The organism is Acinetobacter sp. Ac8 (genome assembly GCF_055392545.1).
On the sequence record NZ_AP043689.1, the window covers coordinates 3,164,944 to 3,180,900 of the forward strand.

The following is a 15,957-nucleotide window of genomic DNA, read 5'->3' on the forward strand; positions in this document are numbered from 1 at the left end:
TTTAATTTAAAAATAGAATTTAAAGATAATGGTTCCACAAAATAAGATATAGCTTTTTTTTGACTAAACATTTAAATACTCCTCAGCATATACAAAATATAAAATGGTGGGAGCTGTTTTAGCTAGCCACCGTATAGCTGCTTAAATTTAGGAGGAGGAGATAAATTATATAATTCAGGGGATTGATATAAATTCAACCATCTGTATCTCTGAAAAATGAGAAGATTAAAAAATGGGTTGAATGTATTTTCAAAATAGCGTTCAATTTTTAAATCAGCAAAGTTCGATATGAAATTACATTTATCATTTAAACAAATATTTTGACAAAACTGATTTATTTCATTGTTATATCTTATTTTTTCAATATTTCTTTCAACATCACCCATGGCAATAAGTGATTCTTTATCATAAATATTTTGTTTTATATGCTTTTGAATCGAAATTTCATTAAGGCATAAAGATTCAACCACATACCAGACATTCTGAAATGTAAATTGAAACATCAATAGCCAAACAAAAAACAGCTTCTTTCCCATTACAACTTTCTGTAAACAATATTCATGATATTTAAAAACTCAACCAAGTAAGTTACTGCTCTACAAAGATAAAATAGATTCCAAGAAATTCATTTAAAATAATACTAAAGCGATTCCATATCTGTGTGAATTTTCACAATCCTACTCATTTTAAAAATTAATGATTAATTTTATATAGTAGATTTTAAATTTACAATTACATTTATACAAAAAAGAAACAAGATATTGGTAAATGTTCGATAAATCATTTTTATTACAAAATTGTCATTAATAAAATATTTTATTAGGACTCTTACATAAATCAATAAATAATCATCTGGAGTGATTCATAGTTGTATTGAAAGTCCCTTCTCCCGCTGGGAGAAGGCTAGGATGAGGGGAATTTTATGTTGACTTATGGTTTAAAAAAGACTTTTCAAAATATTGAACAGAATAAATAAAAGTTAAATTCAAATAAAAACCATTCATTTAAAAGCAATCAATTAAAAATCTCTGTCACATTTGTACTCACTTATATTTGCTTTTTCTAATTTTTTCTCATTAACAATACTTCCACTTACTCAGACTCAAGCCCACTTTCGAGCTTATGGTAAAGCCATTTCTTTAACGAATATTGGCTCAATACTGTTGACAACCTCTTTAATAAAAACTAAATTGAATTCAATTCAGTTTTTTAAGAATAAAATCATGACCGAAAAAAAAATGGTGACTTACCAACGCTTGATCACTGCAGCAGAACAGGAATTGATTGCTAACAATGGACATATGGAGATCAGTGCCATCGCCAAAAGAGCGAATACATCAGCTGGGCTCACCTATCATCACTTTGGCTCAAAAACAGGTCTGATTGCCGCTGTTGTGGATCAATTCTATGAACCATTGAGAGCGCTTGCTTTGGGTGACAGCATTCCAACAAATATTGAATGGAGAGAACGCGAAAAAACCCGTACCAAAGCAATTATTGACTATTTCTATAATCATCCTCTGGCACCTTTGATTGCTGGGCGACTTGCCCGTGAACCTGAAGTGCTTGATATCGAACGTGCACACATGGAGGCATTATTAGAAGCGGGTGCACGTAACATTGCTCAAGGGCAAAAGTTGGGAATAATCAGTCCAGATCTTAATCCGAATACAACAGTAGCAATGCTGATGGGAGGTCTGCGTCTGGCGATTGATCAAGCCATCCTTGCCAAAGAAAGGCCCTCAAATGAGGAACTATTCGAACAACTCTGGAATCTGACTAGCAATACCCTCCAACTCAGCCCACTGTGATCTGGAGATACTAATAAAAAAACCAAGGCAGGAAACAATATCAACTAACTGTTCCGTTCTGTCCAGCACGTTAAATCAAGGAGCTTTCAATGTCTAAATTAGATATTCGTCAATATAATAAAAAAGATCACGCAAAGACCCATCGACAATTACAACCAGGACCTGAGCGAAATACGCCAGAAATCGAACGAGATTTCCAAAGCTTAATGCGTGATGGTTATGTCATCATCAACAACCTGATCAGCAAAGAAACCTGCCAGCAAATTAAGCATGAAGGCCTTGCCCTGCTTGGTCAAACTGGACGTAACCCATTTGAAGGACAACAAACCCAACGTGTCTATAACGTTCTCTCAAAAACGCGAATCACTGATCAACTTGCAGTACATCCTCACATTCTTGGTCTTATGGATCGTCTGTTTCAACCCAATTTCCTGCTCTCTCAAAGTCAAATTATTAATATTCTTTTCGGTGAAGTCGCTCAAAGTCTGCATTATGATGATGCTTTTTATCGCCTCCCACGCCCTCGTCAGCCACTTGGTGCTGCAACTGTCTGGGCAATTGATGATTTTACTGAAGACAATGGTGCAACAGTGATTATTCCTGGCAGCCATCACTGGGGAGATGATCGATTTGCACAAAGATCAGAAGCGATACCCGCAGTGATGCCTGCAGGTTCAGTGATCTTTTTTCTCGGTACGACTTGGCATGGTGGTGGTCAAAATCATTCGAAATCCTCACGCTTTGCGATCACTCATCAGTACTGTGAAGCCTATGTACGACAACAAGAAAACTATTTGCTTGAACTTTCCAAAGACACGGTACGGTCGATTTCGCCTGAACTTCAAGCCTTGGTTGGTTACTCAATATACCCACCATTTATGGGTATGGTTGAGGGCATGCATCCACTGCGTACATTAGAACAATCTTAATAGGATTGTTTTATAAGTCTTTTTAGAAGTATAGATCCCCCTCATCCTAGCCTTCTCCCAAAGCGAGAAGGCTCTCTCAATAACAATATGATTCACTCAACATGATCATATTTTGATAGATGGAAGCGTTCTAATATTTCGGTGTTCAATATCTTATAAAATTGCCTCAACAACATTGTTTTCAAACTAGGTTATCTATAGCCAATCTATTACAATGGCTTCTTTTTTTATTCAGCACAGCATATTTTGAATCGCTCATCTTCCCAATTAAAACGTGGACTTAAAAATCGTCATATCCAATTGATCGCTATGGGCGGCGCTGTGGGTACAGGATTATTTTTAGGTTCTGCACAAGTCATCCAATCTGCTGGTCCTTCGATTATTTTAGGCTATGCCATCGTCGGTTTAATTGCCTTTTTAATCATGCGCCAAATGGGTGAAATGATTGTAGAAGAACCTGTTGCAGGTTCATTCAGTTATTTTTCACAAAAATATTGGGGGAAATTTCCTGGTTTTTTATCAGGCTGGAATTACTGGGTGATGTATATTTTAGTCGCCATGACTGAACTTACAGCGGTGGCTAAATATGTGCATTATTGGTGGCCGCATATCCCCGCTTGGGTCTCCGCTTTATTTTTCTTTGTCATCGTGACTGGTTTTAATCTGGGCAATGTTAAATTTTATGGTGAATCAGAATTTTGGTTAGCCATTATCAAAGTTGCTGCTGTAATTTCGATGATTGTATTTGGTCTATATCTTTTGCTCACAGCAGGTGCGGATTCAACTGCAACTGTGGCAAACCTCTGGCAACATGGTGGGTTTTTCCCACATGGTTTTTCAGGGTTGTTTTATATGCTGGCCTTTTTAATGTTTGCATTTGGCGGCATTGAATTGATTGGGATGACGGCTGCCGAAGCAGAAAACCCTGAAAAAAGCATACCACAAGCTGTCAATCGCGTGATTTTCCGCATTTTGGTTTTTTATGTGGCTTCTCTTGCCATCATCATGTCATTAATTCCGTGGAATCAACTTGATCTGGGTGGTTTAGATAAAAGTCCCTTTGTGATGATTTTCAGCCAATTGGGCTTAGGCTGGGCAGCACATCTACTCAATTTTATTATTCTGACTGCTGCGCTTTCGGTATATAACAGTGGTATGTATGCCAATAGTCGTATGCTGTATGGACTTGCAGTACAAGGCAATGCACCGAAGATGTTTGCAAAAGTCAGCAAACAAGGTGTACCAATCTCTGCGGTGATCTTCTCTTCTATCCTAATTTTTGGGTGCGTGTTACTAAATTATTTTGTGCCTGAAGAAGCTCTAAGTCATCTGATGTATTTGGCCGTTGCTGCTTTGGTTTTAAACTGGGCACTAATTAGTTTTACCCATTTAAAATTTAAACGTGCTAAAAAGCTGGAAGGGACAAGGGTAAAATTTCCCTCATTGTTTTCACCCGTAAGTAATTATATTGTTTTAATTTTTATCAGTATGATCCTATATATCATGTGGGTGCAAAACTTTAAAGAATCGGTCATTTTGATTCCAATCTGGATTATTGTGATGTTTGGACTATTTAAAGTTTTGAGTTGGAATAAATCACGTTAATATTTTAAAGGCTTATTGAATCAAATAAGCCTTGAATAACACAATTTTTTAGCTCGATAGATAGTTGATTATTGCTGATTGTTCTCTTCTCATTAATGATAGGTATAAAATTTCGCATACTGATAAAACCATGATTACGGTAAAGTATGGCAGATAAAAATTTCATATCTATAACATTCAAATGATAATATCCATAAGCTCAAGTGGGTATGAATGAAGCAGGGTCTTTTGGAAAATTTTATGACACAAGATACAAAACGAAATAAAGGTTCATCAATCACACGAGTCCTTGAGATTTTAGAAGCGATTGGTGAAGCAAAACATCCCCCTTCTCCACTTGATCTCTCTTTAGCCCTTGATATTCCAAAGCCCAGTATTCATCGACTCATCCAATTATTAGAAAAAGAAGGTTATGTCAAAGTAGATTTACATGGTGGCTTGTTGGTAGGTCGAAGAGTCAAACAACTACTATTTAATGTTTGGGAAAATGAAAAATTTAGAATTGAGCGGTTTTCTATTTTAGAAAAACTGTCAAATAAGATTGGTGAAACCTGTGGTATAGCCATCCTACAAGATAATCATATGCTGTATGTAGACCGTATACAGACAAACTGGCCATTACAAGTATATTTACCTGTAGGCTCAACAGTGCCTGTCTGGTGTACATCGAGTGGCAAACTTTTTTTAAGCCATTTATCCGCAGAAAAAAGGAAAAATATTCTAAAAAATATTCCAATCACCCAGTACACCAAAAATACCATTACAGATCTTAATCTGCTGGAATCTGAAATTCAGCGTATTGGCGTAACAAATTTAGGCACCGATAATGAAGAGTTTATCGCAGGGATGGTGGCCTGTTCAGTACCTATACTCCACCCCAATGGTGAAATTATTGCTTGCTTATATACCCATGCGCCAAGTATTCGAAAATCCTTAGATGACTTAATTAGCTATCAGGATGCATTAAGAGATGCAGCCAATGATTTAAACACCTATATAAAAAATTCAATTGATTAAATAATAAAAGCTAGCGACTTAGAATCCCCAAGTCTCTAGCTTTAAAACTCAAGCATTAAAATGATCCAAAATAAGTACCCAGCGTAATCACCCCGATTAGCGCAAGCAGTGGAAAAATGACTGCGACCACAAACATGTCATAATAAGATTGCTTATGTGTAAGACCACAAAGTGCAATAATGGTAATCACTGCACCGTTATGAGGAAGTGAATCTAAAGATCCAGAAGCCATAGAGGCAACTCTGTGCATCAATTCAGGTGAAATACCAAATTCATGCGCAAGATTCATATAGGTTTCACCCATCGTATTTAATGCGATACTCAAACCTCCAGACGCAGAACCTGTGATCCCAGCCAGTACATTGACCAAAATTGCTTCAGAAACCAGTGGATTACTCGGCGCTAAACCAACTAAAAAATCTTTTAAAATGACAAAACCAGCTAAAGATGCAATAACTGACCCATATCCCACTTCTGAGGCGGTATTAAAAATAGGTAAAAATGAAGAAGAAACACCATTTTGAATACTGTCTCGAATATCATTAATCCGCTTCCAATTTAAAGCAATAATGGCAATACATGCGATCACCAATGCTGTAATAATCGACCATAGGCCAATCACAGAATTTAGACTGGTGTGACCAAATTGAGCCGTTGCCAAATATGAAGTATCCATATTTGGAAAAATCACTTTAGATAATACTAAATTCGATAAAATCACCAAAACAATCGGGATCATTGCAATCAGTAAACTAGGATCTGAATGGGTTAAAATTTCTTTATGATGTTCAATATGATTGCCATAGCCTTCTCCTTGTTTTATCGAATGTTCGACTCTTCTATTTAGCCACCACATCCCCGTGATTAACATAAAAATCGAAGCAATGATGCCAAGCACAGGTGCAGCATATAGATCTGTTTTAAAATATGGCATTGGAATTGCGTTTTGAATCGCAGGCGTACCAGGCAATGCGGTCATTGTAAAGGTTAATGCCCCCAACATAATTGCCGCAGGAATGAATCGTTTAGGAATACCTAGTTCTTTAAATAATGCCGAAGCAATTGGAAATACAGCAAAGCCCACCACAAAAAGCGAGACACCGCCATAGGTTAAGATTGCACAGGAAATCACAATGGATAACATCGCGCGATGATGCCCTAAGCGTTCAACAAAAAAAATTGCGATTGTGCGAGCTGATCCACTGTCATCCATGAGTTTGCCAAAGACAGCACCTAAAAGAAAAAGTGGAAAATATTTAATGATGTACCCACCTAGACCACTCATAAATACTTGCGAATAAAACCCTAATAATTCATGCGTCATTCCACTCCAAATGACCGCAAACAGTGCAAGTACAGGCGCCAAAATAATGACACTAAAACCTTTGTAAGCTAAATACATCAGCAATACCAAGGACACTACTATTCCAAATAGTCCTATCATTCTAAACTCCATTTATTTAATTATATTGATACATAATGTATCGATATATATGTATAGCTAATTTTTAATAATGAATCTAGACAAAATTCTTTTTCACTTTAAAAAACACATCAATCTATTGTTATTTATAAACAAATAATTTTATTTAAATTAAAATCGTAAAAAATCTGTTTACATATAATTTTATATTGATACGATGCATATCAATATACAAATATTATAAAGCCAATTTACAGCATGCAACTTGGTCTTTTTCAAATACAAAATGCATGTAAATGAAATGAAACTAAAATGGAGTTCGCTTATGTCACACACGATTTTGTTGCCCAGATTTCTTGAAGTCGGAAAAAATGCCCGAGAGAAAATTCCTTATATTTTAAAAAGCTTAGGCTGTAATAAACCACTGATCATCACTGATCAAATGATGGTCAAGTTAGGCTATATCGCCGATATTCAAAAGATTCTTAAAAGTGAAAATATTGAAGCAGACTTTTTTGATCAAACCATTCCAGAACCCACATCTAGTTCAATTGAAGCTGGGGTTCAGTTTATTCAAGCACATCAATATGATTCAATTATTGCTGTGGGTGGCGGTAGTCCAATTGACAGTGCAAAAGCAATTGGCATCTTAGGTCGCTATGGTGGAAAAATCCGAGATTATAAATTCCCTAGACAGGTCAATGAACAGGGATTACCAATTATTGCTGTTCCAACAACAGCAGGCACAGGTTCTGAAGCAACCAAATTCACGATCATTACTGATGATGAAAGTAATGAAAAAATGCTCTGTGTCGGTGCTGGTTTTATGCCCATTGCTGCGATTGTAGATTATGAATTAACGTTAAGTTTACCTGCCCGTACCACAGCAGATACAGGTATAGATGCTTTAACCCATGCGATTGAAGCCTATACCAGCAAAAAAGCCAATCTATATAGTGATACTCAAGCATTAGAGGCAATGCGCTTAATTGGCCCAAATCTTAAAAAAGTCTATTTTGATCCAAATGATGAAGTTGCCCGAGAAGCATTAATGCTGGGTGCAACATTGGCTGGTGTAGCTTTTAATAATGCATCTGTTGCCTTAGTTCATGGCATGAGTCGCCCTATTGGTGCGTTTTTCCATGTCCCACATGGCTTATCAAATGCCATGTTATTGCCCATGATTATTGAGTATTCAATTCCCGCAGAACCTGAAAAATATGCAGACTGTGCCAAGGCCATGGGTGCTGCGCAGCAAAATGATTCTGTTGAATCTGCCAATGCCAAGTTAATTGAAGCATTAAAAGACATTAATATATCCCTTCAAGTGCCAACTTTAGAAGCTTTTGGAGCAGATAAGCAATATTTTGATGAAGTTGTAAATACTATGGCAGAACAAGCACTTGCTTCAGGCTCACCAAGTAATAATCCTCGTCTTCCAACCAAACAAGAAATCGTAAAACTTTATCAGCAATTATGGTGTTAATTTTTAACCAAAATAAATCAGGAGATATCAATGAATACAATCGGACATTTTATTAATGGACAGCTTTCAACGGAAGCAAGTCGTAGCCAAAAAGTATTTAATCCAGCAACAGGTGAATCAAATTCTGAAGTGGCTATTGCCAGCCAAAAAACGGTACTTGATGCAATAGCAGCAGCAGAAAATGCCTTTCCCGCATGGCGTGATACGCCAGTAATCAAACGTGCGCGAGTCATGTTTAAGTTTAAAGAGTTACTTGAAAAAAATGCCGATAAAATCTGTGAACTAATTGGTTTAGAACACGGTAAAATATGTCATGATGCAGCTGGGGAATTACAGCGCGGGATTGAGAATGTTGAATATGCTTGCGGTGCACCCGAATTTTTAAAAGGTGAATTCTCCAAAAATGTCGGGCCGAATATTGACTCTTGGAGTGAATTTCAACCTTTAGGTGTCGTTGCAGGAATTACCCCATTTAACTTCCCTGTGATGGTGCCACTTTGGATGTTCCCAATGGCAATTGTCTGTGGCAACTGTTTTATTTTAAAACCTTCTGAGCGTGATCCATCTTCAACATTATATATTGCTCAATTACTAAAAGAAGCAGGACTTCCTGATGGTGTCTTTAATCTGGTGAATGGCGATAAAGTTGCAGTAGATACACTTTTAAATGATCAGCGTATTCAAGCGGTTAGTTTTGTAGGCTCAACACCAATTGCTGAATATATTTATAAAACGGCCACAGCTGCGGGCAAACGCTGTCAAGCTTTAGGTGGCGCAAAAAATCACGCCATTATCATGCCCGATGCAGATGTCGATAATGTGGTGAACTCCCTCCTTGGTGCTGCTTTTGGTTCCTCTGGTGAACGGTGTATGGCGCTTTCTGTTGCGGTTGCAGTCGGTGACGAAATTGCAGATACCGTCATTGCTAAACTTCAAAATGAAATCAGTAAATTAAAATTTGGACATTTTGCCGATAAAAATAATGATTTTGGGCCTGTGATTACGGCAGAACATAAAGCCAAAGTGATTGGTTTTATTGACAGTGCAGAGCAACAAGGTGCAAAAATCGTTGTGGATGGCAGACAAGCAAGCGTTGACGATTTTCAAAATGGCTTTTTTGTGGGGCCCACTTTAATTGATCAAGTTACCCCGAATATGCACAGCTACCAACAGGAAATTTTTGGCCCAGTCTTACAAATTATGCGGGTTGAAACCATGCAACAAGCCATGGATCTGATTGATAACCACGAGTATGGTAATGGAACATGCATCTATACCCGTGATGGAGAAGCAGCACGTTATTTTTCTGATCATATTAAAGTAGGTATGGTGGGTATCAATGTTCCTTTGCCTGTACCTGTCGCTTATCATAGTTTTGGTGGTTGGAAACGTTCACTCTTTGGTGATTTGTATGCGTATGGTCCAGATGGTGTACGTTTTTATACGCGTCGAAAAACCATTACTCAACGCTGGCCTTCTGCCAACATCCGTGAAAACAAACAATTTTCAATGCCAACTTTAAATTAAGACTATTCAAATTAAGATGGTTCAAATTTAGACTGCTTATTGATAAAACCGTTCTGACTATGTTGGGAAGTATTCATCCCTATTTTGGATACTTCCCAAATATTTTGACATTTAAATTTTAAATTGAGCTTGTAGCTTTCTAAATCACTTACAAATATTATTTTAATAAAAATTTTTTAAACTTAACAAATACTTTAATCCTTTAAATACAATTCACTAAATTCAAAATAAAAATAGCCACCCTCCTTCCACACACATTAACTCAAGAAACATTTAATTTAAAAAAACATACAACAACTCAATAAAATATTTAAAAATTTATAAAACCAAACCCTCATATTATAAAAATTAATTAAAAATTGATTTATTTAAAATAAACTTTAAAACATATTAATAATAAATAAAAAAACACAATATCAAAAAAATATCTTAAATTTTATTTTAGGCAACAAACAAATCAACTATAACAATATATTTTAGCACACCACAAATAAATCAATATTCATGATCAAATAATGACTTACCTAGATCTAAAAAATATAAGTCAGAACCATATAAAAAGATAATCATTTTTCCCTCATGTTTAATCCCTTGAATCCTATAGTTGATCAAACCATTTATCGACTTTATTTCAATACTATAATGACTCATCAAATTTTTTGCTTTTTTGGGATTTACTTGTCGCAACACATAAACCAATTGGACAATAATTGTTTTGTTGAAATCAGATCTTTTCTGCGCAATTGCAAATCTACTTATATGATTTTTTTGAAGTTTTAGACCCTTCATTTACTTTTCATCACTATTAATGACATCAGAAGATTTTAAAATTAAACGTTGAATAACCGTTCGAGTAACTGAGTAATGCTTAGCAATTGAATAAACAGTATGGCCCTTTTTAAACTTATCCAAAGCTTCTTTCTTTTGCTTATCAGTTAAAATCTCGGGACGGCCGACACGCTTTTTTGCTTTATTCATAATGCTCTTTTTAGAAAAACTAGATTTCTCTTCAAAATCAGAACATAACTTTAAAAAATGCATAAATAATTTCTTAAGATCTCCCACAATTTCATTTTTAGAAAAATCTAAACAGATTAATCGAATTTTTTTTTTAAAAATCAAGTTTACACTTGAAGCTACTTCGTTAAAGTTACCACCTAATGAATCAATTCCATTGATTAACAATAAATCACCGCTTTCCATCGCATAATTCACCAAATTAATAAATTTATTTCTATATTTTAATGATATACCCGCTTCAACCTCTTCAAAGATCACTCGTTTATTTGGTATTTCATAACCAGCATTTGAAATATAGGAAACATAATTACTGTTTTCTATAGACAAATCATCAACTCTAAAATATGCATAGACTCGCACAACAGATAACCCTCTTATAATTAAAAAAATTATTATAATCTTATACTAATAAAAAAAACATCTGTTGAAAATTATATTGGTGTTTTAAACACCTATTAATGATTTAAAAACATAAAATCAGAATCATAATCATAATAAAAAATAGCATGATTAATTTAAGCACACGAAATACAAAAAAATCATTTAACAAACAAATACAAGAAATTAGCGACAAAATAAATAATATGATGTAAGAAATTTTTTCAAAAAAATAATCATTTATTTCACTAAAATTTAATATAAAACCACTTAAATAAATAAAAGAATATAGTTTAGGTATTTTCAATAGTGTAAATTAATAATTTAATTATATGTATTCTTTTTTATAATTAACATCATGATAAAAAATCATGATGTTATATTGGATAAGCCTTTAAAATTCAACCTGTACAGTTATAGTATCACTATATTTACCAGCAGGCAGACTCAGTGAATTTGTTTCCAGAACTTTTGTTGTGAAAGCATAACCTTGCTGAGTTTTCGCATCATAAATACCAGGATTTGTAGTCGCAACATCACTCAACCACTGCTCGTTATTTCTTCCCCAGCGTTCTGTGCTTGAGTTTTTATAAATTTCATAACTCATATAGTTATTACCCGTCTCTGACTTCATCGCACGTTGATTGCCATTTTGTGGATAAAGACCATCATTCAGGCTCACTTTATAAGGGGTCTTGACTGAACAACGTATACCCATAGAAGTTTTCACTGGTGTAAAAGCATCTGCAAAGGCTGCTGTTCCAAAATTTACATCATTGGTCGCAATACGGCAGTCTGGTAAAACTTCAATACTCAAATTTAATGAAGAATCACTACCACTTCCCCAATCAAACCCGATTCCAAAAATACCTCGATTAAAACCAGGGCTTGAAAAATAAAATCCTATTCCAGCTACAGCAATAGCAGGCACAGAATAATACCATTTGACTTTAAATGGTGTTTCAGCTCGATAGATCCCAGGCGATACAGCTTGTCCAGGATTAATTTTTGCATAAAATGGTAACGCACCATTTGGCCCCGTAAAGAAATTGATAATTGTAAAGCTACTCATATCTCTTTCTTGCCCCACAGTAATTGGATTACTGTTGGTATCCAAATAATTCACAGTAAGACGTTCACCAGTGACACTATTGATATAGTTTGCTGGCATCTGATCAACCCGATATTTCAGATAAGTTGTATTTAAAGCAGCCAAACTAAATCCACTACAGGATAAACCTGCACTGAATTGCGAAGATTGAACTCCATTTTCTGCCAGAGTAATGGAAGGAACCTTACCAATGGACACATTGCCACTTGAGTTAACACTACAATCCGCATAGCTCTGAGCAGTAATCAATATTAATCCAGAGAATAATAGACCTGCGGGTATTATTTTTTTTAAAGTAATCATGGTTTAGCCACCTCACGACAAACAACTGACTTAATCACAGCAATCTGTTGTTGCGCTTGTTTTAAATCCAACGAAAAGTTTGCTTCACATACGCGCTGATCTGGCAGTTGCACCCGAATGGTATTTTCTGCACTCAGATCTTCAAGATAAGCAATCCCGTCCATCCCTACATAACTCGATTCTTGATCGGCACGATGTACCACAGCACCCACTGGAATCACTTGCCCATTGCTTTGCACTAAAGACACATTCGCCGCATAAGACTGTTTGATTGGGAAGCCAATCACCACACCTGAACCACGTTTTGCCGCAATCCGATTTTCAACTTGGGTTGCATTAAAGTTGGAAGGTAAATCTATCGGATTGATGCTGTATTTGGCTGCGTAATACGGGGTCACTGACGGTACAAAAACATAGCCCTTGGCGTTACTCCGCCCCACTAAACTGTTTTCATAATGCACAGGAACATCTGCAACTTTGTTAGTATCAATCAAAGCAAACGACTCACCCAATCGATTGGCAGCAAAGACATTGCCTGACATCAACACCACTGAACCGGAAAGTCCAAACCAATAGTTGTAGTCATGGCTACCCGACATGCCGACATCGGAATTAAAATATTGGTTACGGTAGCTCACGCGGGCTTGATTAAAATCATCGCTGTTTTCATTAAAGCGTCGAGTTAAATCAACACCAACGCCACCATCCAATGGCACACTGCGGTTATAGTTGATATAAGCATAATCGCCACTGGATTGTTGGCTATAACCTAGATTGGCTGTGGATCTGCTCTTGGAAAATGGAACCGACAACTGAAATGCGGCACTCCACTCTTTTTCTACAAAATCCCGATTGGCACTTAACGACACCGTTGCACCACGCAGATAGGACGGTAATACCGGTGCCCAAGACAGGTTCATCAGTTTATTTTCAATGTCTCGGCTCTTGGTTCGGATATAGGCCACCCCAAAAGTACCCGACTTTTCTGTAGCAAAATAAGTATTGGCAACCAAACTTTTATGACTGTTGGCTGAAATCAAATCTGTATATTGCAAGCGTGAAAGATCATAATAATCCTGATCACGCTGAGTATGATTGAGACTAAATCCAAAGCGTTGTTGGTTATAACTATAACCGAGCGTGTATTGATTTCCCTTGAGGTTTTTATTTCCATTAAAGTTCTGATTATTAAACTGATTAAGCTCTCCATCAGCCCAACTCTGGGTTGCCGAACCACTGAATACCCCAAACCGATTCAACTTAAGCACTGAACCCAATCCTGCCAACTGAATTGAATCTGAAAGCTCAACTCGTCCTTCAGCCGTGAGCCAATCGTTAATCCCGTAACGTGCATCCGCTGAACTGGCAAATTTGCCATATTCAAAGTTCTTAATCCCATAGTCCTCGCGGATTTGTCCCATAGACACGGAATAGTCCAATAGCCCTGGTTTAAGCAAAGTATTCGAAATATAAAACGGCACTGAAGTTGCCACCTGACGACCCACGCTGTCGGTGGTGACAATCACCGCCTCGCCTTTACCATTGATAAATGGAACATTATTTAGAATAAAAGGACCAGATTGCACATCAGTTGAATTGGCTTTCTGTCCATTGATCAATAAATCTACGGTACTCGGTAAGGCCGCTTGTCCTTTAAACTGAGGTAAAGGATAAGTAATCAAATCTGGACGTGTACCAAAATTACGTTGTAACTGTAATCCACCTAAACGCACTGAACTTCCCCATGCGTTTTTACTTCCAGTAATTACATCACCTGCTAAAAATGAAAGTACCCTGACTGGGTCATCATATTGCCAAGTGGTGTCATAGCGGCGGTAGCCATCATTATCTTGATTTGAGTCGTTTCCAATCCCATCAGATTTAAAATCAGTCTTGCTATAAACCCCTGAATTTCTCAATACGCCATAAGGCGAGAAAAAGCGCTGTTCTGTAAACAGTGTACTGCTATAGCCACCATTCTCTGGGCGGTAGGTATAAAAGTCATAGTTATTTAATAGACCAATACCCGACTGCGCTGTTTCAGGTTGATACCAAGAATCCAAGCCGCGTATCTGCATTGGCATCCAGCTGGCAGGAAGATCTAGACTAAAATACTGTTGTGCTGAATTGTACTCATACTTCAATTCAGGGATCTGATTGAGACTGATCCAATCCAAGGCCTTGCCCGAAAAGCCTAAAGTAAATACATCCAGATCAGTCAGGTTTTTTTCTGACTGTTGCTGCAGTGCATCCGCAGGCAGCTTAATCTGCAACTCATCCAGTTTCGACTGCTGGATAAAATAATGATCGCCTTTGACAATAACGGGGATCACCTGTCGCGTCGAATATTGATTGATCACCAAGTCCAGATAGAGCTTAAATAAGCTATTCACTTCTGAAACATCTCGTGGTGGCGGGGGTAAACCATTTGCATAGACATTGCAGCTCAGCAATGGGATATTCGCGACCAATATCAATGTCAGGCTTTTACATAAAAAAGAAGGGGTGTGTAACCCTGATAAATAACCCATTTACCCCCCTCCTTCTTTTTTAATCTCAAGCAATTCCTGTTTTACTCCTGAACTGTCAACCCCGTACAAACTGGTTTGACCACTTAGGCTGTTGAGTAACTTGTTGTCTAGATCAAACTTCATGGTGCTGTTTGCCAACACATAACCAAAGGCGGTTTTGCCAAAAGCCATTTGCTCTGAAGTCGGAGTTAATTTAATTCCCGAAAGTCGTGAAAATTTTGAACCAGTATTTTTAATATAAAGTTCAGGTTTGCCCTGTTCATTATTCTTGACCCACCAGCTTAATATCGGTTTAGCCAAAGGATTTTTAGTATTGGCTTTTTGTGAAACTTCAGTTAAACCACTGCCAAGTCCTTTGCCATAGCTAAACAAAGGAATCGAATAACGCATCTGAAAGCTGACTGTCGATGTTTCTTTATCCGTTTCTGGATTCACTTTGATGGGTAATTCATCGACAATAATTCGATAGGCCAGTTCTTTTGCATCAGGTACAGCAGCCGAGCGGGTTAAACGCAACATATGCTTTTCACCTGCCTTGATCTTTGCCACGGGTGGACTTGGAATAACTTCAGTTTGTTCCGCATAAGCATCTTGCTGATGATTCTGATCCCATTTAAATACCCGAATCTGTACCATGGCATCAGAGTTACCGGTATTTTGTAGCCATACCGCAGTGGCTTTTTCGTTTTCTTCAATTTTGGGATAGATTGGCCAGATTAAAAAAGTGGCCTGTGCGAATACCGGTGAAGTGACCATCAATATCGCGGCCGCAGAGAAAGTCCTGCCCGACCATATTTTCATTTTATTTAAGCTCAT

The 15,957-nt window shown here is 36.9% G+C and carries 13 protein-coding genes; 6 read left to right on the forward strand and 7 right to left on the reverse strand.

What is annotated here, in order from left to right; all coding sequences use genetic code 11:
• Positions 1-122 precede the first annotated feature (122 nt).
• The gene (locus ACZ5QH_RS15100) at positions 123-536 is read right to left on the reverse strand and encodes a hypothetical protein (protein WP_303577169.1); all 414 of its coding nucleotides are present in this window, start codon (positions 534-536) and stop codon (positions 123-125) included.
• Between the two features lie 687 nt (positions 537-1,223).
• Between ACZ5QH_RS15100 and ACZ5QH_RS15105 the strand changes: the two genes are divergently transcribed.
• The 4 genes from ACZ5QH_RS15105 to ACZ5QH_RS15120 all read left to right on the forward strand — a co-directional run bounded on the left by ACZ5QH_RS15105 (position 1,224) and on the right by ACZ5QH_RS15120 (position 5,362).
• Positions 1,224-1,811, forward strand: a complete 588-nt coding sequence (locus tag ACZ5QH_RS15105; protein WP_303577168.1) for a TetR/AcrR family transcriptional regulator — start codon at positions 1,224-1,226, stop codon at positions 1,809-1,811.
• Positions 1,812-1,900: 89 nt separating this feature from the next.
• Positions 1,901-2,740 (forward strand): phytanoyl-CoA dioxygenase family protein, encoded by an 840-nt coding sequence (locus ACZ5QH_RS15110; RefSeq protein ID WP_303577167.1) that lies wholly within the window; start codon positions 1,901-1,903, stop codon positions 2,738-2,740.
• A gap of 246 nt (positions 2,741-2,986) precedes the next feature.
• On the forward strand, positions 2,987-4,345 hold the full coding sequence (locus ACZ5QH_RS15115) for an amino acid permease (RefSeq protein ID WP_303577166.1): 1,359 nt from the start codon (positions 2,987-2,989) through the stop codon (positions 4,343-4,345).
• Between the two features lie 240 nt (positions 4,346-4,585).
• Positions 4,586-5,362 carry an IclR family transcriptional regulator gene (locus ACZ5QH_RS15120; RefSeq protein WP_262086466.1) on the forward strand — a complete coding sequence of 259 codons (777 nt, stop codon included), beginning with the start codon at positions 4,586-4,588 and terminating at the stop codon, positions 5,360-5,362.
• A gap of 55 nt (positions 5,363-5,417) precedes the next feature.
• Here ACZ5QH_RS15120 and ACZ5QH_RS15125 read toward each other — a convergent pair whose 3' ends face one another.
• Complete coding sequence (locus tag ACZ5QH_RS15125; RefSeq protein WP_262086467.1) at positions 5,418-6,806, reverse strand: GntP family permease; 1,389 nt, start codon at positions 6,804-6,806, stop codon at positions 5,418-5,420.
• 304 nt (positions 6,807-7,110) lie between these two features.
• Here ACZ5QH_RS15125 and ACZ5QH_RS15130 point away from each other — a divergent pair, with 304 nt between their 5' ends.
• Complete coding sequence (locus ACZ5QH_RS15130) at positions 7,111-8,271, forward strand: iron-containing alcohol dehydrogenase (protein WP_262086468.1); 1,161 nt, start codon at positions 7,111-7,113, stop codon at positions 8,269-8,271.
• Positions 8,272-8,301: 30 nt separating this feature from the next.
• Positions 8,302-9,798, forward strand: coding sequence for a CoA-acylating methylmalonate-semialdehyde dehydrogenase (locus ACZ5QH_RS15135; protein WP_303577165.1), 1,497 nt, complete (start codon positions 8,302-8,304; stop codon positions 9,796-9,798).
• 495 nt (positions 9,799-10,293) lie between these two features.
• Here the strand turns inward: ACZ5QH_RS15135 and ACZ5QH_RS15140 are convergent, their stop codons facing one another.
• The 5 genes from ACZ5QH_RS15140 to ACZ5QH_RS15160 all read right to left on the reverse strand — a co-directional run bounded on the left by ACZ5QH_RS15140 (position 10,294) and on the right by ACZ5QH_RS15160 (position 15,942).
• Positions 10,294-10,587, reverse strand: a complete 294-nt coding sequence (locus ACZ5QH_RS15140; protein WP_303577164.1) for a hypothetical protein — start codon at positions 10,585-10,587, stop codon at positions 10,294-10,296.
• A complete protein-coding gene (locus ACZ5QH_RS15145; protein ID WP_262086470.1) occupies positions 10,588-11,178 on the reverse strand; it encodes a recombinase family protein in 591 nt (196 codons plus the stop codon).
• Between the two features lie 412 nt (positions 11,179-11,590).
• Positions 11,591-12,610 (reverse strand): Csu type fimbrial protein, encoded by a 1,020-nt coding sequence (locus ACZ5QH_RS15150; protein WP_262086471.1) that lies wholly within the window; start codon positions 12,608-12,610, stop codon positions 11,591-11,593.
• Positions 12,607-15,141 (reverse strand): fimbria/pilus outer membrane usher protein, encoded by a 2,535-nt coding sequence (locus ACZ5QH_RS15155; protein WP_303577163.1) that lies wholly within the window; start codon positions 15,139-15,141, stop codon positions 12,607-12,609. Before ACZ5QH_RS15155 ends, ACZ5QH_RS15150 begins: the two co-directional genes overlap by 4 nt.
• A complete protein-coding gene (locus ACZ5QH_RS15160; RefSeq protein ID WP_303577251.1) occupies positions 15,142-15,942 on the reverse strand; it encodes a fimbrial biogenesis chaperone in 801 nt (266 codons plus the stop codon).
• Positions 15,943-15,957: the final 15 nt, after the last annotated feature.

What these genes read in the sequence shown, in the direction of transcription:
- ACZ5QH_RS15100 (WP_303577169.1), bottom strand. Translation starts at nt 536, where the DNA reads ATGGGAAAGAAGCTGTTTTTTGTTTGGCTATTGATGTTTCAATTTACA.
- ACZ5QH_RS15105 (WP_303577168.1), top strand. Translation starts at nt 1,224, where the DNA reads ATGACCGAAAAAAAAATGGTGACTTACCAACGCTTGATCACTGCAGCA.
- ACZ5QH_RS15110 (WP_303577167.1), top strand. Translation starts at nt 1,901, where the DNA reads ATGTCTAAATTAGATATTCGTCAATATAATAAAAAAGATCACGCAAAG.
- ACZ5QH_RS15120 (WP_262086466.1), top strand. Translation starts at nt 4,586, where the DNA reads ATGACACAAGATACAAAACGAAATAAAGGTTCATCAATCACACGAGTC.
- ACZ5QH_RS15125 (WP_262086467.1), bottom strand. Translation starts at nt 6,806, where the DNA reads ATGATAGGACTATTTGGAATAGTAGTGTCCTTGGTATTGCTGATGTAT.
- ACZ5QH_RS15130 (WP_262086468.1), top strand. Translation starts at nt 7,111, where the DNA reads ATGTCACACACGATTTTGTTGCCCAGATTTCTTGAAGTCGGAAAAAAT.
- ACZ5QH_RS15135 (WP_303577165.1), top strand. Translation starts at nt 8,302, where the DNA reads ATGAATACAATCGGACATTTTATTAATGGACAGCTTTCAACGGAAGCA.
- ACZ5QH_RS15140 (WP_303577164.1), bottom strand. Translation starts at nt 10,587, where the DNA reads ATGAAGGGTCTAAAACTTCAAAAAAATCATATAAGTAGATTTGCAATT.
- ACZ5QH_RS15150 (WP_262086471.1), bottom strand. Translation starts at nt 12,610, where the DNA reads ATGATTACTTTAAAAAAAATAATACCCGCAGGTCTATTATTCTCTGGA.
- ACZ5QH_RS15155 (WP_303577163.1), bottom strand. Translation starts at nt 15,141, where the DNA reads ATGGGTTATTTATCAGGGTTACACACCCCTTCTTTTTTATGTAAAAGC.
- ACZ5QH_RS15160 (WP_303577251.1), bottom strand. Translation starts at nt 15,942, where the DNA reads ATGAAAATATGGTCGGGCAGGACTTTCTCTGCGGCCGCGATATTGATG.